This is a genomic window from Actinokineospora fastidiosa (genome assembly GCF_014648415.1).
GTDB classification, from domain to species: domain Bacteria; phylum Actinomycetota; class Actinomycetes; order Mycobacteriales; family Pseudonocardiaceae; genus Actinokineospora; species Actinokineospora fastidiosa.
This window is the reverse complement of the sequence record NZ_BMRB01000001.1, coordinates 898,609-920,888: the sequence shown is the minus strand read 5'-3', so window position 1 is coordinate 920,888 and position 22,280 is coordinate 898,609. Positions and strand designations below refer to the sequence as shown.

Annotated in this window: 25 protein-coding genes; 13 read left to right on the top strand and 12 right to left on the bottom strand. The window is 72.9% G+C overall.

Annotated elements, in window-relative coordinates; genetic code table 11:
- Positions 1-55 precede the first annotated feature (55 nt).
- Both IEY98_RS04335 and IEY98_RS04330 read left to right on the top strand, forming a co-directional pair.
- On the top strand, positions 56-376 hold the full coding sequence (locus IEY98_RS04335) for a rhodanese-like domain-containing protein (RefSeq protein WP_189208942.1): 321 nt from the start codon (positions 56-58) through the stop codon (positions 374-376).
- Complete coding sequence (locus tag IEY98_RS04330; protein WP_189208941.1) at positions 377-1,273, top strand: DUF4328 domain-containing protein; 897 nt, start codon at positions 377-379, stop codon at positions 1,271-1,273.
- 50 nt (positions 1,274-1,323) lie between these two features.
- Here the strand turns inward: IEY98_RS04330 and IEY98_RS04325 are convergent, their stop codons facing one another.
- The 3 genes from IEY98_RS04325 to IEY98_RS04315 form a co-directional block, all read right to left on the bottom strand.
- Entirely contained in the window at positions 1,324-2,073 is a 750-nt protein-coding gene (locus tag IEY98_RS04325; RefSeq protein WP_189208940.1) for a hypothetical protein, read from the bottom strand.
- Positions 2,070-2,561 carry a SigE family RNA polymerase sigma factor gene (locus tag IEY98_RS04320; protein WP_189208939.1) on the bottom strand — a complete coding sequence of 164 codons (492 nt, stop codon included), beginning with the start codon at positions 2,559-2,561 and terminating at the stop codon, positions 2,070-2,072. The genes IEY98_RS04325 and IEY98_RS04320 overlap by 4 nt, the downstream gene beginning before the upstream one ends.
- A gap of 78 nt (positions 2,562-2,639) precedes the next feature.
- A complete protein-coding gene (locus IEY98_RS04315) occupies positions 2,640-3,821 on the bottom strand; it encodes a cytochrome P450 (protein ID WP_189208938.1) in 1,182 nt (393 codons plus the stop codon).
- 22 nt (positions 3,822-3,843) lie between these two features.
- On the opposite strand from IEY98_RS04315, the gene IEY98_RS04310 reads away from it, so the two are divergent.
- From IEY98_RS04310 to IEY98_RS04300, 3 genes are read left to right on the top strand one after another with little or no spacing between them, the layout of a single operon-like run.
- Positions 3,844-4,578, top strand: coding sequence for a glycerophosphodiester phosphodiesterase (locus IEY98_RS04310; RefSeq protein WP_189208937.1), 735 nt, complete (start codon positions 3,844-3,846; stop codon positions 4,576-4,578).
- A gap of 50 nt (positions 4,579-4,628) precedes the next feature.
- Positions 4,629-5,582, top strand: a complete 954-nt coding sequence (locus IEY98_RS04305) for a DUF5926 family protein (RefSeq protein WP_189208936.1) — start codon at positions 4,629-4,631, stop codon at positions 5,580-5,582.
- Entirely contained in the window at positions 5,579-5,920 is a 342-nt protein-coding gene (locus IEY98_RS04300) for a DUF952 domain-containing protein (protein WP_189208935.1), read from the top strand. The genes IEY98_RS04305 and IEY98_RS04300 overlap by 4 nt, the downstream gene beginning before the upstream one ends.
- 48 nt (positions 5,921-5,968) lie before the next feature.
- Here IEY98_RS04300 and IEY98_RS04295 read toward each other — a convergent pair whose 3' ends face one another.
- Positions 5,969-6,499 carry a ferritin gene (locus tag IEY98_RS04295; protein ID WP_189208934.1) on the bottom strand — a complete coding sequence of 177 codons (531 nt, stop codon included), beginning with the start codon at positions 6,497-6,499 and terminating at the stop codon, positions 5,969-5,971.
- Positions 6,500-6,843: 344 nt separating this feature from the next.
- A complete protein-coding gene (locus IEY98_RS04290; RefSeq protein WP_189210052.1) occupies positions 6,844-8,025 on the bottom strand; it encodes an arginine deiminase in 1,182 nt (393 codons plus the stop codon).
- Between the two features lie 166 nt (positions 8,026-8,191).
- Between IEY98_RS04290 and IEY98_RS04285 the strand changes: the two genes are divergently transcribed.
- The gene (locus tag IEY98_RS04285; protein WP_189208933.1) at positions 8,192-8,734 is read left to right on the top strand and encodes a DM13 domain-containing protein; all 543 of its coding nucleotides are present in this window, start codon (positions 8,192-8,194) and stop codon (positions 8,732-8,734) included.
- Here IEY98_RS04285 and ligD (IEY98_RS04280) read toward each other — a convergent pair.
- Both ligD (IEY98_RS04280) and ligD (IEY98_RS04275) read right to left on the bottom strand, forming a co-directional pair.
- Entirely contained in the window at positions 8,729-9,634 is a 906-nt protein-coding gene (gene ligD, locus IEY98_RS04280) for a non-homologous end-joining DNA ligase (RefSeq protein ID WP_189208932.1), read from the bottom strand. The two genes, IEY98_RS04285 and ligD (IEY98_RS04280), sit on opposite strands and share 6 nt — an antisense overlap.
- Complete coding sequence (gene ligD, locus IEY98_RS04275; RefSeq protein WP_189208931.1) at positions 9,624-11,075, bottom strand: non-homologous end-joining DNA ligase; 1,452 nt, start codon at positions 11,073-11,075, stop codon at positions 9,624-9,626. Before ligD (IEY98_RS04275) ends, ligD (IEY98_RS04280) begins: the two co-directional genes overlap by 11 nt.
- 84 nt (positions 11,076-11,159) lie before the next feature.
- Between ligD (IEY98_RS04275) and IEY98_RS04270 the strand changes: the two genes are divergently transcribed.
- Positions 11,160-11,747 carry a suppressor of fused domain protein gene (locus IEY98_RS04270; protein ID WP_189208930.1) on the top strand — a complete coding sequence of 196 codons (588 nt, stop codon included), beginning with the start codon at positions 11,160-11,162 and terminating at the stop codon, positions 11,745-11,747.
- On the opposite strand, the gene IEY98_RS04265 is transcribed toward IEY98_RS04270, so the two are convergent.
- Both IEY98_RS04265 and IEY98_RS04260 read right to left on the bottom strand, forming a co-directional pair.
- Positions 11,731-12,486, bottom strand: a complete 756-nt coding sequence (locus tag IEY98_RS04265) for a CPBP family intramembrane glutamic endopeptidase (RefSeq protein ID WP_189208929.1) — start codon at positions 12,484-12,486, stop codon at positions 11,731-11,733. The genes IEY98_RS04270 and IEY98_RS04265 overlap by 17 nt on opposite strands.
- Positions 12,483-13,535: a hypothetical protein gene (locus tag IEY98_RS04260; RefSeq protein ID WP_189208928.1), complete on the bottom strand. Its 1,053-nt coding sequence runs from the start codon at positions 13,533-13,535 to the stop codon at positions 12,483-12,485. The genes IEY98_RS04265 and IEY98_RS04260 overlap by 4 nt, the downstream gene beginning before the upstream one ends.
- Before the next feature lie 163 nt (positions 13,536-13,698).
- Here IEY98_RS04260 and IEY98_RS04255 point away from each other — a divergent pair, with 163 nt between their 5' ends.
- Together IEY98_RS04255 and IEY98_RS04250 are read left to right on the top strand one after the other, a co-directional pair.
- A complete protein-coding gene (locus IEY98_RS04255) occupies positions 13,699-14,469 on the top strand; it encodes a DUF2470 domain-containing protein (RefSeq protein ID WP_189208927.1) in 771 nt (256 codons plus the stop codon).
- Between the two features lie 81 nt (positions 14,470-14,550).
- Positions 14,551-15,330: an Rv1352/Rv1906c domain-containing protein gene (locus IEY98_RS04250; protein ID WP_189208926.1), complete on the top strand. Its 780-nt coding sequence runs from the start codon at positions 14,551-14,553 to the stop codon at positions 15,328-15,330.
- An 8-nt stretch (positions 15,331-15,338) separates the two neighbouring features.
- Here the strand turns inward: IEY98_RS04250 and IEY98_RS04245 are convergent, their stop codons facing one another.
- Together IEY98_RS04245 and IEY98_RS04240 are read right to left on the bottom strand one after the other, a co-directional pair.
- Positions 15,339-15,881 (bottom strand): hypothetical protein, encoded by a 543-nt coding sequence (locus tag IEY98_RS04245; RefSeq protein ID WP_189208925.1) that lies wholly within the window; start codon positions 15,879-15,881, stop codon positions 15,339-15,341.
- Between the two features lie 57 nt (positions 15,882-15,938).
- On the bottom strand, positions 15,939-17,114 hold the full coding sequence (locus IEY98_RS04240; RefSeq protein ID WP_189208924.1) for a homogentisate 1,2-dioxygenase: 1,176 nt from the start codon (positions 17,112-17,114) through the stop codon (positions 15,939-15,941).
- Positions 17,115-17,193: 79 nt separating this feature from the next.
- Between IEY98_RS04240 and IEY98_RS04235 the strand changes: the two genes are divergently transcribed.
- From IEY98_RS04235 to IEY98_RS04225, 3 genes are read left to right on the top strand one after another with little or no spacing between them, the layout of a single operon-like run.
- Entirely contained in the window at positions 17,194-18,060 is an 867-nt protein-coding gene (locus IEY98_RS04235) for a hypothetical protein (protein WP_373292314.1), read from the top strand.
- A complete protein-coding gene (locus tag IEY98_RS04230) occupies positions 18,057-19,229 on the top strand; it encodes a fumarylacetoacetate hydrolase family protein (protein WP_189208923.1) in 1,173 nt (390 codons plus the stop codon). Before IEY98_RS04235 ends, IEY98_RS04230 begins: the two co-directional genes overlap by 4 nt.
- 1 nt (position 19,230) lies before the next feature.
- Complete coding sequence (locus IEY98_RS04225) at positions 19,231-19,902, top strand: helix-turn-helix domain-containing protein (protein WP_189208922.1); 672 nt, start codon at positions 19,231-19,233, stop codon at positions 19,900-19,902.
- Here the strand turns inward: IEY98_RS04225 and IEY98_RS04220 are convergent.
- Positions 19,886-20,476 carry a TMEM165/GDT1 family protein gene (locus IEY98_RS04220; RefSeq protein WP_189210050.1) on the bottom strand — a complete coding sequence of 197 codons (591 nt, stop codon included), beginning with the start codon at positions 20,474-20,476 and terminating at the stop codon, positions 19,886-19,888. The genes IEY98_RS04225 and IEY98_RS04220 overlap by 17 nt on opposite strands.
- Positions 20,477-20,799: 323 nt before the next feature.
- Between IEY98_RS04220 and IEY98_RS04215 the strand changes: the two genes are divergently transcribed.
- Positions 20,800-22,275 (top strand): cytochrome ubiquinol oxidase subunit I, encoded by a 1,476-nt coding sequence (locus tag IEY98_RS04215; RefSeq protein ID WP_189208921.1) that lies wholly within the window; start codon positions 20,800-20,802, stop codon positions 22,273-22,275.
- Positions 22,276-22,280 lie beyond the last annotated feature (5 nt).

Sequence of the window (22,280 nt, the reverse complement as noted above, 5' to 3'; positions counted from 1 at the left end):
CGACCGTCCCCCTTCACCCGCGCGCTACAGGGCGGCGTGGCAGCATCGATGCGTGATGAACGTGCCAGGTGTCGCAGCCTCGGAGATCCCGTCGGACGCCACCCTGCTCGACGTCCGCGAGCAGGACGAGTGGGACGCCGGGCACGCCCCGGGCGCCCTCCACATCCCGATGGGCGAGCTGGCGGGCAGGCTGGACGAGCTGCCGGACGCCCCGCTGCACGTCATCTGCCGCTCCGGCGGCCGCTCGGCCCGGGTGACGGCCTACCTCAACGCCAACGGCTGGGACGCCGTCAACGTCGAGGGCGGCATGCAGTCCTGGGCCGCGGGCGGCAGGCCGATGGCGGCCGAGACCGGGGCCCCGCCCGAGGTCGTCTAGGTGCGGCGCCCGCTGCCGCCGCTGCGCTGGGAGGCCACCCCGCCGCCCGGCGCCTATCCCGTCCCGCGCCCGCCGCGCCGGGTGCGCTACCTGGGCCCGCCCGCCTACCGCTCGGCCCCCCGCTGGGGCTTCCCCGCGCTGGCCTGGCGCCGCCCGACGCTGATCCCGGGCGTCGGCGACGCGCCGTCGCCGCCGGTCCGCGTCCGCACCCGGGCCACTCTCGCCATGACCGCGCTGTGGACGCTGGGGCTGCTGTCGCTGCTGGCCGCGGGCGCGGAGGTGTTCCGGTACGCGCTGCTGGTGCGGGCGCGCACGAGCGCGCTGGACCGGGACACGGTCGTCCTGTCGGACACGCTGGTCGTGACGAGCGCGACGCTGGCCGTGATCTGCGGCCTGTGGGCCGTGGCGACGACGCTGTGGTGGGCCTTCGCCGCCCGCCGCGCCGCGGGCGAGCAGGCCGGGTACCTCCCCGCCCGCCCGGACTGGCAGCTGCTGCCCAGCCTGGTGGTCCCGGGCGTCAACCTGGCCGTCGCGGGCGCGGTGATGGCCGAGCTGGAACACGCGGCCCTGTCCCGGCCCGCCGGCGACCGACCGCGTCCCACCCCGCTGCTGCGCGCGTGGTGGATCGTGCTGACCCTGAGCGGCGTGCTGTTCGCCGCGGCGATCCTGTGGCGCTTCCGCTCCGGCGTGCAGGCCCAGGCCGACGGCGTGCTGCTGACGGCGGCCTCCGACCTGGCCGCGGCCGCGACGGCGGTCATGACGGCGCTGGTGGTGGCCCGGCTGACCGGCCTGCTCGTGCCGGTCGACCCGGCCGCGGTTCCCCGCCTGCGGCTGATCCGCGTCGCGGGCGCCCCGGACCCGGGCAGGCGCGAGCGGCCCGCGACCGCCCGCCGGTAGGCACGCGGAATCGGCGGAAGCCGAGGCTTCCGCCGATGTCGTGCCCGCGTTCACCAAAGGTCGGAGGAGATGATCTCCCGCAGCTGGTCGCGCGTGAGCGGGGGAGTCGCGCCGAGCAGACCGCTGTTGCCCTTGGGCGACTCCGCGTTGCTGACGTGCATGTCGATGACGACGCCGTCCGGGCGGACGCGCAGGGCCATGTAGGTGACGCCCTCCGGGGTGGCGCCGCCGTGGTGGAACTCGCCCATGGTCAGCTTCGAGCCGTCGGGGAGGACGGTCACGGCGCACGCCTCGTGCGAGGCGCACCAGTCGACGTCGGCGGCCTGTGCGTCCCGGTACATCCCCAGGTCGAAGCCGCCGGTGACGCCGCCGGCGGTCAGCGTGCCGACGATGGCGGCCCCGTTGTCGGTCACCACGGGCTCCCCGCCGGACTTGTCCGGGGCGGTGATCGTCTTCGCCGCGCCGGTGTCGGTCACCGTGAAGGTGGCGGACCCGGCGAGCACCGCGCGGAACCGGTCGGACAGCTCCTCGTGGCTGGTCGGCAGCGGGGCGGGCGCCTGCGCCTCGGTGGTGGTCGTGGTCGGGGCCTGCGCGGGGGCGACCGGCTCGGCGGCGCGGCCCGGCAGCAGCACCGCGGCGGCGACCGCGACGCCCGCCAGCACGGCGACACCGGCGGCCACCGGCATCAGCCGCGACCGAGGCCGCTCCGACGGACGCAGGCGCGACTCGGCGGGCACGGCGGCGTCGGCGCGCCGCTCCAGTTCGGCGAAGGCGTCGGTGAGGGCACGGAGGTCGGTCATCGCATCTCCACGAGAGGGGGATTGGTCATGGTGATCCGCAGGGCCGCCAAGGCCCGGGCGATCTGGCTGCGCACGGTGGACTCCCGGCACCCGAGCTGCTCGGCGATCTCGGCGTCGGGCAGGCCCGCGTAGTAGCGCAGCACCACCGCCGTGCGCTGCTTGCGCGGCAGTCCCGCGAGGCGCTGGATCATCGCGTCCCGCTCGGCGCGCTCCTGCGCGCCGTCGCCCATCCCGGTCAGGTGCGGCTCCACGTCGGCCCGCGGGATCGTCCGCGTGAGCCGACGCCGCCAGGACAGGTAGTCGTTGACGACCATCCTGCGGACGTAGGCGTGCGGCTCGGCCAGCCGCGAGATCCGGTCCCACCGCTCGTACGCCCGGCCCAGCACGTCGCTCACCACGTCGTCGGCGAGCCACGGCTGTCCGGTCAGCACTGTCGCGAACCGCATCAACGCGGGGCGCTGCAGGACCACGTACTCGGCGAACTCCATAGGCCACTCCGATCCGCGCCTGTGATTGCACCCCTCAACGGCGAAGCGGGCCCATCCGCTGCATGCAGTGGCGAGATCTCAGTCGACGGTGACCGGCAGGCTCGCCCAGCCTCGGATGACGAACTCCGGCCGCCGGACGGGCTCGCCCGCGAGCCGCAGGCCGGGCAGCCGCTCGGCGAGCGCGCGCAGGGCGGCGGCGATCTCCACGCGGGCCAGCGGCGCGCCCACGCAGTAGTGGATGCCCGCCCCGAAGCCCAGGTGCGCGTTCGGCGTGCGGCCGATGTCCAGCCGGTCCGGGTCGGCGAACACCTCGGGATCGCGGGCCGCCGCGCCCAGCAGCGCGGCGATCTTGGTACCCGGCTCGACGCGGTGTCCGGCGATCTCCACCGGTTCGGCGGCGGTCCGCTCGAACAGTTGCAGCGGCGCGTCGTAGCGGATCAGCTCCTCGACGGCGGTGGGCAGCAGTTCCGGTGTCAGGCGCTCCCACTCCGAGCGCTGGGTCAGCAGCGCGTGCACGCCGTTGCCGATCACGTTGACCGTCGCCTCGTGCCCCGCCATGAGCAGCAGGACGGCGGTGGCCACGAGTTCGTCCTCGCTCAGCCGGTCCGAGCCGTCGCGCACCGCCACCAGGTCGGTGATGAGGTCATCGCCGGGGTTGCGGCGGCGGTGGGCGGCCAGATCGCGCAGGTAGGCGACGAACTCGCCCGCCGCCCGCTCGGCGGCCGCCGCGCTCTCCTCGGGCAGGCCGTACTCGTACATCTTCACGATCGCGTTCGACCACGGCTGCAACAGGCCGCGATCGGCGGCGGGCACGCCCAGCAGTTCGGCGATCACCTCCACCGGCAGCGGCCCGGCAACGTGCGCCAGCAGATCGGCCGAGCCGTCGGCGGCGATCGCCGACGCCAGGCGCGCCACCAGCTCCCCGGCCACCGACTCCACCCACGGCCGCAGCCGCTCGGTGTGCCCGCGCCCGAACGCCGCCGACACCAGCCGCCGCAGCCGGGTGTGCGTGGGCGGCTCGTTCTCCAGCAGCGAGTTGCGGTGCAGCAGGTTGAAGTCCGCGAACGCCTCGACCGGCCCCGCGTCCGTCCACACCCGACCCAGGCCGCGGTGGCGCAGGATGGCCGAGCACGCCGCGTGTGAGACCGCGACGGGCAGGCCGAGCGCCGGGTTCTCGTGCACGTCCGCGACGGTCCGCAGCCGGGCGAACACCGGGTAGGGGTCGGCGATGAAGGCGGCGTCGGTGGGGTCGAACGTCATGGGGCCACGCTAATCTCCGCCCGTGCAGCCCGCCGTCGTCGCCCACCGAGGGGCGTCCGCGCACGCGGCCGAGCACACCCTCGCCGCCTACGACCTCGCGCTCGCCCAGGGGGCCGACGCGCTGGAGTGCGACGTCCGCCTGACCCGCGACGGCCACCTCGTCTGCGTGCACGACCGCCGCGTCGACCGCACCACCAACTCCCGCGGTGTCGTCAGCACCCTGTCCCTCGCCGACCTGGCGATGCTGGACTACGGCGGCGAGATAGGCGTGCTCACCCTCGACGCGCTGCTCGGCCTGGCCAAGGACCACGGCTCGCGGCTGTTCATCGAGACCAAGCACCCGGTGCGCTACGGCGGACTGGTCGAGACGAAGCTGGTGGCGCTGCTGGCGCGGCACGGCCTGGCCGAGCCCGCGGCCAAGGAGGACTCGCCGGTCGTGGTGATGTCGTTCTCCACGCTGGCCGTGCGGCGGGTGCGCGCCGCCGCGCCCCGGCTGCCCACCGTCCTGCTGGTGACCCAGCTCTGGCCGACCCTGCGCGACGGCACGCTGCCGCCGTGGGCCGACCACACCGGGCCCGGCATCGGCCTGCTGCGCCGCGATCCCGACTACGTCGCCAGGGCCGCCGACCACGGCCACGCCACCTACTGCTGGACCGTCGACGAGCCGGACGACGTGATGCTGTGCGCCAACATCGGGGTCCGGTGGCTGGCCACCAACGCCCCCGCCGCCACCCGAGCCGTCCTCGGCGCGGGCTGATTCGGTAGCGTCGGCCGCGCAGCTGTCCCGGTCTCGACGAGGAGTGCCCTGTGTCCAGGCGATCCGCGGTGAAGAACACGCGCAAGGTCAAGGATTCCGACTCCTCGGGCGTCAACCCGAGGCAGCCCTGCCCCTGCGGCTCCGGCAAGCGCTACAAGGCCTGCCACGGCTCGTCCGGCGGCGTGGTCGACGTGCCGGTCGCGCGGCCGTTCGACGGCCTGGCGTTCGAGTGCGAGCTGGTGGCGCTGCGCGAGTTCGTCCCGTCGGGCACGGCCAGGCTGGCGCTCAAGGACGACCGCGAGGTCACCCTGGCGACCGTGCTGCCCATGGCCGCGGCCGCCCTGGTCCGCGCCGACGGCGTGGCATTCCTCGGCCTGCAGGTGCAGACCCGGTCCAACGACATCAGCCGCGACCTGGCCAGGGCCCTGACCTGGCTGCTCGAGGCCAAGGCGGGCGACGTGCTCCCGGTGGTCGGCCCGGAGTCCGACCCCGGTCCCGACCCGGAGCGGCTGCAGGACCTCGTCGACACCGCGGCGGAGCTGCCCGTCGAGGTGCACGCCGACTTCGGCTGGTGGCTGCCGGAGGGCAGCGAGCCCAGCGGCGACGTCGCGCTGTCGCTGGAGCGGGCCAACCAGGCGATCATGCCCACGGAGCGGATCGGCCCGGCGGCCTACTGGGTCGACGCTGGCGAGAAGGCGCACCTGCGCTGGGTCCGGCCCGAGCCCGAGGAGCGGCTGCTGGCCGCCATGGCCCGCCTGCACGCGCGCGGCGAGCTGACGCTGGGCGAGGGCTCCCGCTACGCCGGGTCGTTCCGGGCGCACGGGCTGCTGGTGCCGGTGTGGGACCTCGACCCGGAGCAGCACGCTCGCGAGTGGACCGCCCCGGCCGCCGAACTCGGTGCCCGCGTGGACGCCGCGCTGGCCTCCCTGGACGACGAGCCGCTGACCGGTAACGAGCGGCGGGCCCGCGACGGCCTGCTCGGCAGGCAGATCACGATCCGATGATCCTGCACATCCTGCCGCGCGCCGAGTGGCCCGCGCCGGAGGTGCGGCCCGCGAGCCTGGCGACCGAGGGCTTCGTCCACTGCTCCGACCCCGGCACCGTGCACATGCCCGCGAACCGGCTGTTCGCGGGCAGGACGGACCTCGTGCTGCTGGAGATCGACCCCACGCGGGTCGGCGCCGCGGTGCGCTGGGAGCCGGGATCGCCGCCGGTTCCGGGCGGTCCGTGGTTCCCGCACGTGTACGGCCCGATCCCGGCGGCCGCCGTCGTCGCGGCGCACGACTTCCCGCCCAACCCGGACGGCACCTTCACCCTGCCCGCCGCGCTCGCGGATCGATGACGGAAGCGGGCGACCCCTTCATGGGGCCGCCCGCTTCGTCTCCCGGTCTCAGACCGCGCCACCGGCGGCACGCGGCGCCAGCGGGTCGTCGCCCGCGTCGCCGACGTGCTCACGGGCGAGGTAGTCCTCCACGTGGAAGAGGTTGCCCTCGGCGCGCTTGACGACGTTGAGCAGCGTGGTCATCTGCGCGACTTCCTCGACCTGCTCCTTGAGGAACCACTGCATGAACTGCTCGCCCGCGTAGTCGTCCTCGTCGCGGGCGACCTTGGCCAGGGCGATGACGTCGTCGGTGACGCCGCGCTCCTGCTGCAGCGCCAGCGCGACCAACTCGGCGGGCTCGCTGAACTCGTTGCGCACCTCGTCCACCCCCGGAATGGTCACCGGGATGTCCTGGTCGATGAGGTACTGCACGATCATCATCGCGTGATTGCGCTCCTCCAGCGACTGGCGGTAGAAGTGCCGGGCCAGTCGGGGCAGGTCCTGGCTGTCGAACCAGACGGCCAGCGCCACGTACTGCTGGGAGGCGGTGAACTCGTTGCGGATCTGGGCCTGCAGCAGCCGATGGAACTTCGTGGTCATGTCATCCAGAATACGTCCGAATCGACGTTTCCGCGATCATCGCCGTCGCATTTCCGGGAATTGTGTGTCACATTAGGGAAGCCTATGTGAACGCCTATTGAGGCAAGGCATCCCTAATTCCTATCCGGGTGCGGCCTGCCCCGATTCCCGGCGCGGGAACCGGGGTCGGTTCCCGCTCGCCGAAGCGCGGTGACAAGATCAGGCCGGTTTCCCGGGAGGTTGGTGTGCGGCTCACGCGTGCGGTGTCCCATGACGCCGCGTGATCGGTGGGCGGCCGGTGTGCTGGTCGCCCTGCTCGTCGTGTTCGGCACGGTCGCGTTCCTGGCCGTGCGGTGGCTGCTGGCCTAGAGGACGTCGCGGTGGATCGGGCAGGACATGCACCGCGGGCCGCCGCGGCCGGTGCCCAGCTCCGAGCCGCTGATCCGCAGGACCTCGATGCCCGCGTCCTCCAGCCGGGAGTTGGTCTCCACGTTGCGCTCGTAGGCGACGACCACCCCGGGCGCGACGGCCAGGGTGTTGTTGCCGTCGTCCCACTGCTCGCGCTCGGCGGTGACGGGGTCGAGTCCGGTGTCGATGACCCGCAGCCGGTCGATCCCCATCGCCGCGGCCGCCGCGTCCAGGAACGGCGCGGGCCCGTCCACGGCCACCGCGCCGTCGACCATCCGCATCGTGTACGCGGTCAGGGTGTCCCGCACGGCCGGGTACATCACCACGGCGTCGCGGTCGACCATCGTGCAGACAGTGTCCAGGTGCATGGTCGCCCGGTCCTGTGCGATCGGCACCGCCAGCACGGTGTGCGCGAGCCCGTCGGCGAACGCGGAGCGGGCCAGCGACTCCGCGCCCGCGGGCGTGGTGCGCTCGCCGACGCCGATGGCGATCACGCCCGGCGCGAGCAGCAGCACGTCGCCGCCCTCGACCGGGGCGGAGCTGGCCCCGTAGGCGCGGCCCGCTGCCCGGAAGCGCGGGTGGTAGGCGTAGACCAGGTCCAGCAGCGCGGTCTCCCGCGAGCGCGCGGGCAGCGCCAGCGACGCGATGGCCACCCGGTCGCCGATCCACACCGACGAGTCGCGGGTGAACAGCAGGTTGGGCAGCGGGTCGACGACGAAGTCGTGCGGGTGGTGCATCTTGCGCACCAGCGACGCGCCCTCGGCGGCGGGCAGCTCCTCGAAGGTCATCCCGGCCATGAGCACGTCGGCCAGGCCCTTGGCGTCGACCGTGGCGAGGTACCCGGCGAGCGCGTCGGCCAGCTCGTTGCCGATGCGCCTGCGGTCGACCGCCGTCGCCGACGCCGCCGCGTGCGCGCGCTCGTCGGCCAGCGCGGCGACCAGCGCGTCGGAGAGCAGCATGACCTCGACCCCGCGCCCGGTCAGCACCTCGGCGAACGCGTCGTGCTCGTCCTGGGCGCGGTCGACCCACGGGATGCTGTCGAACAGCAGCTGGTCGTTGTTGCGCGGCGTGAGCCGCTTGAGCTCGTTGCCGGGCCGGTGCAGCAGGACGGTGCGCAGCTGGCCCACCTCGCTGTCCACGCGGGGGGCGGGAGCGGCCTGCTCGGCGTCGGGCACGGGAAGGTCGGTCACGTTCGGCAGCGTAACCAGTCGGTAAGGGAAATGCTGCTGCCGACCGGGCAAACTGGAGAAAGAAGCCGGAAACAGCCACGGTCGTGGCGGGTTCGTTAAGCGGAAGGCGAGATCCATGCGCGGTTTGTTGCGCAAGAAGGTGACCTGGGCGGCGCTGGCGTTCGTCGTGGTGGTCGCGGCCGTCGGATTGTGGGCTTTCCAGCCGTGGAAGGTGTTCACCCGCAGCCAGGTCGACGAGGCCCTGCCCGCGGGATTCGCGCCCGTGGAGACGACCGGCACGGCCGCGGACCCGACCAGCACGACCGCCCCGAAGCTCGGTCCCGTCGTGCTGGCCGAGGGCGCGTTCGTCAGCCAGGAGCACGAGACCAGGGGGACCGCGCGGGTGCTGGAGCAGGACGGGACCCGCCTGCTGCGCCTGGAGGGCTTCTCCACCTCCGACGGCCCGGACGTGCACATCTGGCTCAGCGACGCCACCGCGGGCGGCGAGTGGGGCAAGTACGACGACGGCCGCTACGTCAGGCTCGGCACGATGAAGGCCACCGACGGCAACCAGAACTACGTCATCCCCGCCGACGCCGACCTGACCGGCCTGCGCAGCGTCGTCGTCTGGTGCGACCGGTTCAACGTCGCCTTCGGCTCGGCGCCCCTGGAGCTATAACGCGGGCCCCGCCGTGAGCAGCGGCGCGAAGAGGTCGCCATGCTCGTCGACGCGGTCGAGCACGTCGCCCGCGGTGAAGACCAGGTCGGAGGGCTTCCGGCACGCGGCGACCTCGTCCCAGGTCAGCGGCGTGGACACGGTCGGGTCGCGGCGGGCGCGCAGCGAGTACGGCGCGACCGTCGTCTTCTGCGGGTTGTTCTGGCTCCAGTCGATGAACACCTTGCCCGGCCGCAGGTTCCGCGCCATCCGGGAGACCACGAGCCGGGGCGTCTCCCGCTCGAACTCCTCGGCCAGCGCCTTGGCGTACTCCGACGGGCGCTCGGCGTCGTCGGTGCGGATCGCGGCGTAGACCTGCATCCCCTTGTTGCCGCTGGTCTTCGCGACCGGCGTCATGCCTGCCTCGGTCAGCACGTCGCGCAGCCGCAGCGCCACCGCGCAGCACTCGACGACGGTCGCGGGCTCGCCGGGGTCGAGGTCGAACACCAGGCGGTCCGGACAGCGCTTGGCGCCGTCGTCCTGGACCTTCCACTGTGGAATGTGCAGCTCCAGGCCCGCCATGTTCGCCGCCCACACCACCGACGGCAGGTCGCCCAGCACGGCGAAGTCCAGCGTCTCCGCGCCCGTGCTGCTGCCCGGCGTCGCGATCGTCACCGTGCGGATCCAGTCCGGGGCGTGCCGGGAGGCGTTCTTGTCGAAGAACCCGGGTCTGCCCACCCCGTCGGGAAAGCGGCGGAAGGTGACCGGGCGCTCGGCAAGGTGCGGCAGCAGCACCGGCGCGACCCGGCTGTAGTAGTTGATCACCTCGCCCTTGGTGAAGCCGTCCTCCGGGTAGAGCACCTTCTCCAGGTTGGACAGCCGCATCCGCCGTCCCTGCACGTCGACCAGCACCTCACGGGGCATCCGGGGCCCACCTCTCGACGTCGTCGGGGCGCTTGTCGTCGCGCAGGCCGCGCCAGGCCGCGGCGCGCAGCTTGCCGTCTCCGGTCCAGTTCCGGAACACGATCTCGCCGACCATCGTCGGCTCCACCCAGTGGGCGCCCTTGGCCTTGTCCCTGGGCACCTCGTTGCAGAAGGGGGACTTCCTGCGCGCCGTCTGCCGCAGCCGGTCCATGATCAGGCGCAGGATCTCCTCGCTGAACCCCGTGCCGACCTGGCCGACGTAGCGCAGGCCGTCGTCGCTGGGCACGCCCAGCATGAGCGAGCCGAACACGTCCGACCGCTTGCCCTCGCCCGGGCGCCAGCCGCCGACGATGACCTCCAGCGCCCGCACGTTCGCGATCTTGATCCAGTCCGGGGACCGCCGCCCCGGCAGGTACCGCGAGGTGAGCCGCTTGGCGACCACGCCCTCCAGCCCCCGCTCGCTCGCCGCCTCCACCACCGCGGCGCCCTCGCCGGGGTAGCTCGGCGAGGTCAGCCAGCTCGGCCCGCGCAGCTCCATGGCCTCCAGCAGCGCGCGCCGCTCGTGGAAGGGCAGCGTCAGCGTCGAGTGGCCGTCGAGGTGCAGCACGTCGAACACGATGTAGGTCGCGGGCAGCTCGGCCGCCCACCGGCGCGCCATGCGCTCGTCGCTGATGTGCATGCGCTTCTGCAGGGCGTGGAAGGACGGGCGGCCGTTGTCCAGCACGACGATCTCGCCGTCGAGCCACACCTCGGTCGAGCCCATCTCCTCGGCCATCACCCGCAGCTCGGGGTAGTGCGAGGTGATGTCGTTGCCGAGCCGGGAGAGCAGCGTCAGCCTGCCGCCCTCGCACCGGGCCAGCCCGCGCACACCGTCCCATTTGAACTCGTACGCCCACAGGTCGTCGTCGTCCGTCGGCGGCAGCGGGCCCGCGGTGGCCAGCATGGGCTCGATCGCCTCGGGCAGCGGGGTCCAGCCGGGCGGCGCGGGCTCGGAGCGCTTGACCATCCAGTTCTTGTCGGACTTGCCGCCCCGGAAGAACGTGTACCGGCCCTGGGCGCGGGCGCCGTGGAAGACGACGGCCACCTCGCGCTCGCTCCACTTGAGCGTCTCGTAGCGGCCGCGGTCCCAGATGGTCATGGTCCCGCCGCCGTACTCGCCCTTGGGGATCTCGCCCTCGAAGGTCGCGTACTCCATCGGGTGGTCCTCGGTGCGCACCGCGAGCCGGATGTCGCCGGGGTCGAGCGGCAGGCCCTTGGGCACCGCCCAGCTGGCCAGCACGCCGTCGCGCTCCAAGCGGACGTCCCAGTGCAGGCTGCGGGCGTGGTGCTCCTGGATGACGAACGTGTCGTCGCGGCCCCTCGGCAGCGCGTCCTCGGCGGGAATCGGCTCCGGGGTGCGCCCGACGTTGCGCTTCCGGCGGTACTCGCCGAGGCCTGCCATGCCCCCATTGGTACCGCGACCTGCGACAAAACGCCACACTACGGGCGCGAACACGCCGGGAACGGCATTGGGCAGAATGCGGGGATGACCGACCTCGATGAAGCGCCCGGCTGGGACGCGATCGATGCGGCGCTGGCCGACCTCTACCCGGGGATCGAGCCCCGCCACGTCGGCTTCACCCCCGGCGTCCACTTCGGCAGCGGGTTACAGGGGTGCAGCGCGTACCCGACCGACGATTTCTGGCACTACGTCAGCTACGGCCTGACCGAGCTGTGGGCCAAGGACGCCGACTCCGACCCGCGGTGGAGCGGCTGGGGCTTCGAGCTGACCATGCGCGTGCGCCGCCTTCCCGGCCAGGACCTCGCCCCCGGCTGGCCGTTCTCCCTGCTGGAGCACCTGGCCCGGTTCGTCCGCGAGCAGCGCGCCCTGCTCGCCGACGGCCACATCGTCGACCTGCGCCAGCCGCTGACCGAGAGCACCGGGCTGACCGCCGTCGCCTTCGCCCCCGACCCCGAGCTGGACCCGATGGACACCGTCAACGGCCGGGTCGACTTCCTGACCGCCGTGGGCATCACCGCGGGCGAGCTGGCCGCGCTGCACGACGGCGGGTGGTCGCTGGCCGACCTCGGCGACCCGATGCTGGTCACCGACCCGACTAGGGCAGCCAGCTGACCCGGTCGCGCAGCAGCGCGTAACCGACGAAGGCGACCACGTCCAGCAGCGTGTGCGCGATGACCAGCGGCCACAGCCGGTTGGTGCGCTGCCACACGCGCCCGAACACCAGCCCCATGACGACGTTGCCCACGAAGCCGCCGAACCCCTGGTAGAGGTGGTACGACCCGCGCACCACCGCCGAGACCAGCAGCGCGGCGGTCTCGGACATGCCGAGGTGCCGCAGCCGGGTGATCAGGTAGCCGACGACCAGGACCTCCTCGGCCCAGGCGTTGCCGACGGCCAGCAGCACCAGCGCGATCGGCCGCCACCAGGTGTCGTCCAGCGTGGACGGCGCCACCGCCAGGTTCATGCCCGCGGCGTGCGCGGCCAGGTAGAACGCCAGCCCGGGGATCCCGATGAGCGCGGCGAGGCCCACGCCGAGCGCGGTGTCGCGGCCCTTGCGCGTGCCGTCGAGGCCGACGGCGGCCAGCTTCATGCCCGCCCGGTAGAGCAGGTACGCGCCGAGCGCGCCCCACGCCAGCAGCCTGATCACGGCGATGAGCTGCTTGAGGAAGTCGATGACGCCCGCGCGGGCCAGCGGCACGTTGATGGCGATCGTCTGGTCGCTGATCGGGGTGGGCGCCAGCAGGGCGTCGATCAGGGTCAGCAGGCTGCTCAGCCCGGCGAGCCCGAGCGTCATCGCGAAGACGACGACGAGCTCGAGCCGGATCACCGCGCGCTCGGACGGAGCGCTCATCCGATCCGCGCCACGGCCAGGAAGGGGTAGCCCGGCAGGCCGACCGCGACCGGGCCCTCGGCGGGCGGGCCCGCCGTCCACAGCTGGCCGGTCGCGGCGATGTTGGCCAGCAGCGCCTGGCTCGGCCGGTGGAACCGGACGGTGGCGGTGCGGCCGTCGGGGAGCTTGACCTCGGCTGTCGCCCTGTCCTCGGCGAGCGTGGCGGGCACGCGCGTCCACGGGCCAGCGGACAGCAGGCGCTGGACGGTGCCCCAGTGCCGCAGCCGGTGGACGCGCCAGGCCAGCAGCCCCACGATCAGCGCGGTCGCCGCGATGAGGCCGACCAGCAGCTCCGCGCGTCCCGCCACACCCCGGCGCAGCAGGTCGACCAGCACGAACACCGCGAACGCCAAGAGCAGCGCTGGCGCCACCAGGTCGGTCCGCGAGCGCCTGCGCGGCCCGGCGATCGCCCGGGCGAGCACGGCGTCCTCCGCGGCGGTGGTCGCGCTCCTGGGGCTGGCCTGCACGGGGCTGATCTGGTAGCCCGCGCCGACGTCGATGTCGGCGACGCGGGCCTGGCCCAGGGGCAGCGCGAGCCCGGGGGAGCGGATGGCCGCCCAGCCGCGCTCGTCCGGGCCGACGATCCAGACCGCCCCGGTGCGCGCGAGCACCTGCTGGGCCGACCAGGACAGGGCGGGGGCGAGCAGGTCGACGGTAGTGCCGTCCGGCTCCCGCAGCCGCAGCGGCGTGCGCGGCAGGCCCTTGAGCGCCCGGTACACGCGGACGCGCGCGGGGCGCCACGGCCGCGTGCGCAGCAGCTTGGTCGCGGGGCCGATCCAGAACCCGGTCGTGGCGATGACGATCAGCGTGCCGATCACGAACGCCAGCGCCGCGATCGTCAGCAGGGCGCTGGCGAGCCCGCTGAGCAGGATCGCCGGGACCCCGAACACCGCGGCCGCCACCGGCAGCGTGACCAGCGGCAACCGCAGCCCGCGCAGGGCCCGCGCGGTCGCCGGGTCGTCCAGCGCGACGCCGTCGGTGGGCGGCTCGGCGGCGGGGACCTCGCTCACAGCCCCTCCTCGCGGGTTCCGGGACGGCGCTTGCGGGGCCGCCGCGCGGGTGGTTCGCTCACAAGTCCTCCCTCGAACAGATCGGCAGCGTAACCACTTCGGGGGAGCGGTCTTCCACCCGACCCGCGAGCAAGTTAGGGTGACCTAAGTAGGAGGTGGACAGGTGACCGACCCCACCGCGCCGCGTCCGCCCGCCCCGTCCCCGGCGGAGCGGGCCCGCACCATCGCCGCCATCGGCGGCCGCGCCACGCTGTCCCCGTCGGTGTCCGACGAGCGGATCACCCCCGTCCTGCACCACGTCCACCCCGACGGCGGCGTCTCCGTGCTGCTCGCCGCCGACCACCCCGTCGTCGCCACCGCCTGGCAGGCCCCGCGCGGCGAGCTCGCCACGATGGTCGAACTGACCGACGCCGCCCCCGTCCCCCTCCGCGAGCCGGTCCGCGGCCTGCTGTGGATCAGCGGCTGGCTCCGCGCGATCAGCGACGACGAGGCCCGCGCCCTCGCCTTGACGATCGCCGAACAGCGCCCCGACCCGCGCCTGCTGGACGTCGGCCACGGCGCCGCCCTCCTGCACCTGGCCCCCGCCGCCCTGGTCCTGGCCGACGCCGAGGGCACCCACCCCATCCCGGTGCCTGCCTTCACCACCGCCACCCCGGACCCGTTCGCCGCCCACGAGGCCGCCTGGCTCCGCCACCTCGAGCTCTCCCACACCGACGTCGTCGGCGCCCTCACCCGCCACCTCCCCGACGAACTCCGCGGCGGCCACGTCCGCCCCCTCGGTCTGGACCGCTACGGCCTCCGCCTCCGCGTCGAATCCCCCCACGCCGACCACGACGTCCGCCTCGCCTTCACCCGGCCGGTGCGCACGAACGAGGAACTGGGCCTGGAACTCCGCAAACTAGTCGGCTGCCCCTTCCTCGCCGCCCAGCGCTGATTCCGCAATCGAGCTCACGCGTAACGCGCGCCAAGTCCGCTCGACTCACTCTCGTGCCAGCGCCGGGCGAGAGGAATCCCAGTGGACAAATCCGTGCGAACGATCCTGACGACAGGTTGCTTTCTGTCCATCGCGGTTTCCGGCTGCTCGTCAGACCCTGACGCGGCGCAAGGGCTTGTGCCGGTGACGACAACCAGCACGACGACAACGACGAGTCTGGTCACGACGACCACCACAACCACGACGGTCCCTTCGAAGCCGACCGTGCAGATCGTGTGCTTGGCGGGTGGCACCCAGAACCTGTACACGGTCTCGACCGCCAAGGACTTCGTGCCGATCTGGGAACAGGGGTGGAGTGACTGTTCGGCGAGCCGGAACGAGGCGCCTCTCGGTGCCGCCGAGCAGAAGGCATTGAAGACCGCGGGCTACGACCAGCCGGAAGACTTGGACTTGCTGTATGAGCGGTGCGTCGCCCTGAGCGAGGACTACGAGTACTCGTCCTCGTACGACTCCTTCACCCCCGAGGAGATGGCCGAGATCTCTGGTGCGCTGCTGCTGTGCCCGAACCACCCGGCCGCGAAACAAGTGACGGCCGCGATCAAGAAGAGCAAGGAGGACGCCGATCTGCGGGCGGCCAAGCGGCTCTTCGGCTCGGGCGTCTATCGGGTAGGGGAGGAGGTCGCCCCCGGTACCTACGCGATCGAGGGGGACATCGCGAACTGCTACTGGGAGCGGCAGGACCGCAATGGCGAGATCATCGACAACAACTTCATCGGTTCGGCCAAGCGGGTGCAGGTGACCATTCGCGCCAGTGACTACGCCTTCACCAGTGACGGGTGCGGGGAGTGGCGGCCTGCGTGAGGCCGGGCTCAGGGCACCTGGGACGGCTCGACGACCGTCTGGCGGGTTTCTTCCAACCGGGCGATCAGTTCCGCGATCTCCCCACCGCCTGCGTCTTCCAGGGTGGGCAGTCCCGCGATGTGGGAGACGACGTCCTGGAGTTCGCGGGTCGCCCATTCCAGGACGGTCAGGTCGTCGGTGGGGTCGGCGCCGCCTCGGCGGAGGGCGGTGGCGGTCTCGGCTATGGCGTAGAGGGCGGTGACGGTCTCCTCGACGGCGGCGCGGGCGGCCAGGAGGGGGCCTTCCAGGACCAGGGAGTCGAAGTCGGCCTCGGCGTCGATGGCCCGGTCCAGCCAGAGGGCCTCCGGCGAGCCCGCCTCGACATCCGGGGGCGCCGGGTCGTCGGCCATCCGGCCCAGCAGGTACGGGACCAGTGCGCGGCCCACCCACACCGCCACCCCGACCAGCACCGTCGCCACCGCGGGCAGGTGGATGGCGACGCCCACCGCGGCGGCGCACCCGGCCAGGAGCAGGCCCCATGGATCGGCCAGTGCGCGTGCGTGGCTGGACATCTCGGCCTCCCCGGGTACCGCGACAGTATGCGTCCGGGGAGGCCGGGATGACGACCCTCACGACCAATCGGGTCCGCGGCGGCTCCACGACCACGCGTAGCGCGGGTCCTCGCTGTCCACGGCGGCCTCGCCGAGGTCGAGCGGGCGGAAAGTGTCGACCATGACCGCGGTCTCGTCGAAGCGCTCCGCGCCCAGCGACGCCTCGGCCGCGCCCGGCTGCGGGCCGTGGGTGAACCCGCCGGGGTGCAGCGACAGCGAGCCGATGCCGATGCCCGAGCCCTTGCGGGCCTCGTAGTCGCCGCCGACGTAGAACATCAGCTCGTCGGAGTCGACGTTCGCGTGGTTGTACGGCACCGGGACGGCCAGCGGGTGGTAGTCGACCTTGCGCGGGACGAACGAGCACACCACGAAGTTCGGCCCCTCGAACGTCTGGTGCACCGGCGGCGGCTGGTGCACGCGCCCGGTGATCGGCTCGAAGTCGCGGATGTTGAACACCCACGGGTACAGGCAGCCGTCCCAGCCGACCACGTCGAACGGGTGGTTGGCGTAGGTGTAGCGGGTCAGGCCCGCGCGGTGGCGGACCAGCACGTCGACGTCCTCGCCGTCGGCCAGCATCGGCTCCGACGGGCCCCGCAGGTCGCGCTCGCAGTACGGCGCGTGCTCCAGGAACTGGCCCTTGGTCGACAGGTACCGCCGCGGCGGGCCCACGTGCCCGGACGCCTCGATGATGTAGAGCCGCAGCTCGCCGTCCGGCACCACGCGGTAGGTCGTGGAGGTCGGTAGGACGACGTAGTCGCCGTCGGCGACGCGCAGCGCGCCGTAGATCGTCTCGATCGTGCCGGAGCCGCCCTGGACGTAGAACAGCTCGTCGCCGACCGCGTTGCGGTAGAGCGGGCTCGGCTGGGTCGCCACGACGAAGCCGATCACCACGTCGGCGTTGCCGAACAGCGTCCGCCTGCCGGACACGGCGTCGGCGTCGGCGGTGAACTTCAGGTCCTGGGTGCGGAAGTGCCGGGGCTTGAGCGGGTGGTTCGGCGTCAGCGGGCCGCGGAAGTCCTCGACGACCTGCGCGTCGACGATCGCCGTCGGCAGGTGGCGGTGGTAGAGCAGCGCCGAGTCCGATGAGAAGCCCTCCACCCCCATCAGCTCCTCGGCGTAGAGCCGTCCCTCCGGAGAGCGGAACTGGGTGTGCCTTTTCGGCGGAATCTCACCGACCTGGCGGTAGTAGGGCATGGCTCCTCCGGGTGTCCCCACAGTGTCCGTTGTGCGGACATCTTTGTTCAGTTGCCGGTACGCTATTAGCGTGTCAGGCGTGTCAAGTGCCGTTCCTCTCCCTGCGCCCGGTCCTCGTGGCATCCCGCCCCTGTTCACGCGGCTGGTGGACGACGCCGCCCTGTTCCCACCGGGCAGCGCGGCGATGCCCGACGCGGTGCGCCTGCACCTGGGAGGACGGGAGGGCGAGCACGCCGCGCTGATGGGCGTGTTCCTCTGCCCGGCCTCGCGACTGCCCGAGCTGATCACCGAGCTGATCAAGGCGAAGCCGGTCAAGCCCGTGGCGCTGTCGCTGGTCATCGACACCGGTCTGGGCGGGGTGCCCAAGGCCCTGTCGATCGTGGAGTCGCGCGCCGAGCTGCTGGCGCTGCGCATGGTCGAGATGCCCGCCCCCGCCGACGTCGACGACGTGTGGCTGGAGCGGGTGAACGAGTTCGTGCCCGAGGACGTCATCCGGGTGGTCGAGCCGCGCCGCGGCGGCCCGGAGTGGCTCGACGGCATCCGCAGGGTGGTGGAGCACGGCAGCTGGCCGAAGATCCGCTGCGGCGGGCTGAGCCGCGAGGCGTTCCCCAGCGTGGACGAGGTCGCCGACTTCCTGGCGGTGATCGGCGCAGGCGAGGCCTCGTTCAAGGCGACGGCGGGCCTGCACAACGCCGTGCGGCACACCGAGGACGCCACGGGCTTCACCCATCACGGCTTCCTCAACCTGCTGATCGCCACCGCCCGGCTGCTCTCCGGCGGCGACGTGCGGGAGGCGCTGAGCGAGACCGACGGCGCGAAGCTGGCCGAGGAGGCCGCCGCGCTGTCCGACCAGGCAGCGCACGCGGTGCGGGCGGTGTTCGGCTCGTACGGCTCGTGTTCGCTGTCTGAGCCGATCGAGGACCTGGAAGGGCTGGGCCTGCTGTGACGAGCTGGATCGACGACCCCGCGTTCGCCGCCGACAAGCCGTTCGGCCCGCAGACGCTGCCCTACGGCGTGGTCGCCGAGGGCGTCGCCGTGCGGGTGGGCGATCGCGCCCTGCCGCTCGGCCCGCTGGCCGCGGCCTTCGACGACGACCTGCGCCCGCTGCTGACCGCGCCGAACCTCGACGCCCTCCTGGCGGCGGGCCCGGCCGAGTGGAAGCGCGTGCGCGCCCGGGTCCGTGAGCTGGTGACGGCCGGGACCGCGCCGGAGGGCGCCGCCCTGGTGCCGGTCGACACCGCGCGGATGCCCTTCACCGTCGCCGACTACGTGGACTTCTACTCCTCGCGCGACCACGCCGAGAACGTCGGCCGGATGTTCCGGCCGAACGCCGAGCCGCTGCTGCCGAACTGGACGCACCTGCCGGTCGGCTACCACGGCCGCGCGGGCACGGTCTACGTCTCCGGCACCGACATCGTGCGCCCGCACGGCCAGCGCGCCGGGGAGGACGGGCCGGTGTTCGGCCCCAGCGTGCGGCTGGACATCGAGGCCGAGATCGGCTTCGTCTGCGGCGGCGCGGTCGCGGGCCGGGTGTCCGCGAGCGCCGCGCCCGACCACGTCTTCGGCCTGGTCACGGTCAACGACTGGTCCGCGCGCGACATCCAGGCCTGGGAGTACGTGCCGCTCGGCCCGTTCCTCGGCAAGTCGTTCGCCACGTCCGTCGGCGCGTGGATCACCCCGCTCGAGGCCTTCGCCGCGGCGCGGGTGCCGGTGAACGCGTCCGGGAAGCTGCTGGACTACCTGGTCGAGGACCAGCCGTGGGGCCTGGACATCGCCATCGAGGTGGTCTGGAACGGCACGGTCGTGTCCCGGCCGCCGTTCCGCACGATGGCGTACTCCTTCGCCCAGCAGCTGGCCCACATGACCGTCAACGGCGCGACCGTGCGCCCGGGCGACCTGTTCGCCTCGGGCACCGTCTCCGGCCCGGAGAAGGACCAGCGGGGCTCGTTCCTGGAGCTCAGCTGGAACGGCACCGAGCCGGTCGCGGTGGGCGGGGAGAAGCGCACGTTCCTCGAGGACGGCGACACGGTGACGATCACGGCGACCGCCCCCGGGCCCGACGGCTCCGTCGTCGGCCTGTCCGAGGTCACCGGCACCGTCGTGGCGGCTGGTTAACGTGCCCGGCATCCGGTCGTCGGCGCCGCGCCCGTCGAACCCGGCGGGCAAGGAGAGCTCGCTGACGCTCGACCGCGGCCTTGCGCTGCTGCAGGCCGTGGCCGACGCCGACACCGAGGCGCCGACGATCAGCGACCTCGCCATGGCCATCGGCGCCAGCCGGGCGGCGGTCTACCGGCTGCTGGTGCCGCTGCAGACCCGCGGCCTGGTGCGCCGGGAGGGCTCCAGGGTCCGCCTCGGCCTCGGCCTGCTCCAGCTCGCCGCGAAGGTCGCCCCGCAGCTGCGGGTGGCCGCGCTGCCCGCGCTGCGGGAGCTGGCCGAGGGCGTCGGCGCGACCGCGCACCTGACCGTGGCCGACGGCGACGAGGCGCAGGCCGTGGCGGTGGTGGAGCCGTCGTGGACGGCCTACCACGTCGCCTACCGCGTCGGGACCCGCCACGCCCTGCACAAGGGCGCCGCGGGCAAGGCGATCGGCCTGCGCAACGAGGGCCCGCAGTGGGTGACCACCGTGGGCGAGCTGCAGCCCAGCGCGCACGGCGTGGCCGCGCCCGTGCGCGGGGTGCCCGGGCTGCGGGCCAGCGTCGGCGTGGTGACCTTCGAGCCGCTGGACCCCGACCTCGTCGGCCCGCGCGTGGTGGCCGCGGCGGCCGCGATCGCTATGGCGCTGCGGTGATCGCCTGGTAGAGCGCGAACAGCGCGAACCCGGCGAACACCACGCCCGCGACCCGCTGGATCAGCTTCGGCCGCAGCCGGTCGGCGATCTTGCGGCCGACCAACACGGCGATGCCCGCGACGGTCACCAGCGCCAGGAACGAGCCGATGGCGACCCACACGGGCGCGGCGTACTTCGCGCTCAGGCCCGCGGTGGCGATCTGCGACGCGTCGCCCCACTCGGCGGCGAAGAGGACGCCGAACGAGGTCAGCGCGATCCGGGTGAAGGTCGCGGGCCCGTTCGTCGCGGCCGTGTCCTCGTCCTCGTCGTCCTTGCTGAACCCCTCCTTGAGCAGGAGGAACGCGCCGACGCCGAACAGCAGGGCGACGACGCCCGCGACCACGCGGTCGGGCAGCAGGGTCAGCACGCCGCCGAACGCGGCGGCGATCACTACCTGCACGGCGAACGCGGCGGTCACGCCGACGAAGACCGGCCACGCGCGATAGCGGGTGGTGAGGATGAGCGTGGCGACCATGGTCTTGTCCGGCAGTTCGACCACGAACACCAGGGCGAACGCGCTCAGCAGCGCGATCAGGGCGGTTCCCACCGTGTGCACCTCTCGTCCGACATGCGAACCCGGACGGAGGGATGGCGACTCCGACCGGGCGTTCCTACCCGGCCGGAGGTCTCGTTCGCCCGCGCTGGACGCGGGTGGGGCGCCGGACTCGAAGCCGAGTCAGTATGTCGACGGCCCCGCCGGACCGCTGGCCGCGGTCGCGGGAACTACTCCCCTCAGGCGTGGCCAGTCTAGTGCCCGGGGCCCGTCCGGCCACGTGAACCGCCTCACGGGACCTACGTCCCGCTGGCACAGGACCGCGGCACCTGCCGGTGGGCCCGCGCCGGGAGCAGGCTGAACGCGTGGACGTTCTCGACCTGGCGCGGTGGCAGTTCGGCATCACCACCGTCTACCACTTCCTGATGGTGCCGCTCACCATCGGACTGTCCATCCTGGTCGCCGGGATGCAGACGGCGTGGGTGCGCACGGGTGACGAGAAGTACCTGCGGATGACCAAGTTCTGGGGGAAGCTGCTGCTGGTCAACTTCGCCATGGGCGTGGTGACCGGCATCGTCCAGGAGTTCCAGTTCGGGATGGCCTGGAGCGAGTACTCGCGATTCGTCGGCGACGTGTTCGGCGCGCCGCTGGCCATGGAGGGCCTGGTCGCGTTCTTCGTCGAGTCGACCTTCCTGGGCCTGTGGATCTTCGGCTGGGACCGGCTGCCCAAGCGGGTGCACCTGGCGTGCGTGTGGGCGTTCAGCCTGGCCACGGTCGCGTCGGCGTACTTCATCCTGGCGGCGAACTCGTGGATGCAGCACCCGGTGGGCGTGGCCATGGTCGACGGCAAGCCGGTGCTGACCTCGATCTGGGCCGTGCTGACCAACAACACCGCGCTGGCCGCGATCCCGCACACCATCGCCGGGACGTTCGCCGTGGCCGGGTCGTTCCTGGTGGGCATCGCGGCCTGGCACCTCTGGCGCAAGCGGCGTGAGGACGACGCCGACCGGCCCGTCTGGCGGGCGTCGGTGAAGTTCGGCGGCTGGGTGTCCGCGGCCGCCTTCGCCGCGCTGGCGGTGACCGGCGACCTGCAGGGCAAGCTGATGTTCGAGCAGCAGCCGATGAAGATGGCCGCCGCCGAGGCGCTCTGCCACACCGAGTCGCCCGCGGCGTTCTCGGTCTTCGCCGTCGGTGACGTGACCCGGCCGGACTGCGAGAACGTCAAGTCCATCACGGTGCCCGCGCTGCTGTCCTTCCTGGCGCACAACGACTTCACCACCGAGGTGCGCGGGATCGAGGACCTGGTCGTGGAGTACCGGGAGCGCTACGGCGAGTTCTACCCGGTCGACGAGCGGCTGGGCGAGCTGTCCGGGCAGCCGATCGACTACGTGCCCAACCTGCCGGTGACCTACTGGGGCTTCCGCCTGATGATCGGCTTCGGCGCGCTCGGCACCGGGATCTCGGTGCTGGTGCTCTGGCTGACCCGGCGCGGCCGCATCCCGGAGAGCAGGTGGTTCCCCCGGCTGGCGCTGGCGGGCATCGCCACGCCGTTCCTGGGCAACAGCTTCGGGTGGATCTTCACCGAGATGGGCAGGCAGCCGTTCGTCGTGGTCCCCAATCCGTCCGGTGTGGACGGCGTGTGGATGTTCACCGCGCGGGCGGTGTCGGGGCTGACGACGGGGGAGGTGTGGACGTCGCTGATCGGGCTCACCCTGGTCTACGCCGTGCTGGCCGCGGTCGAGGTGTTCCTCATCGCCCGCTACGTGCGCGGCGGCGTCGCCGGGGTGATGCCGCGGAAGAAGTCCGACAAGCCCGACGACACGCTCGCCTTCGCGTACTAAGGGGA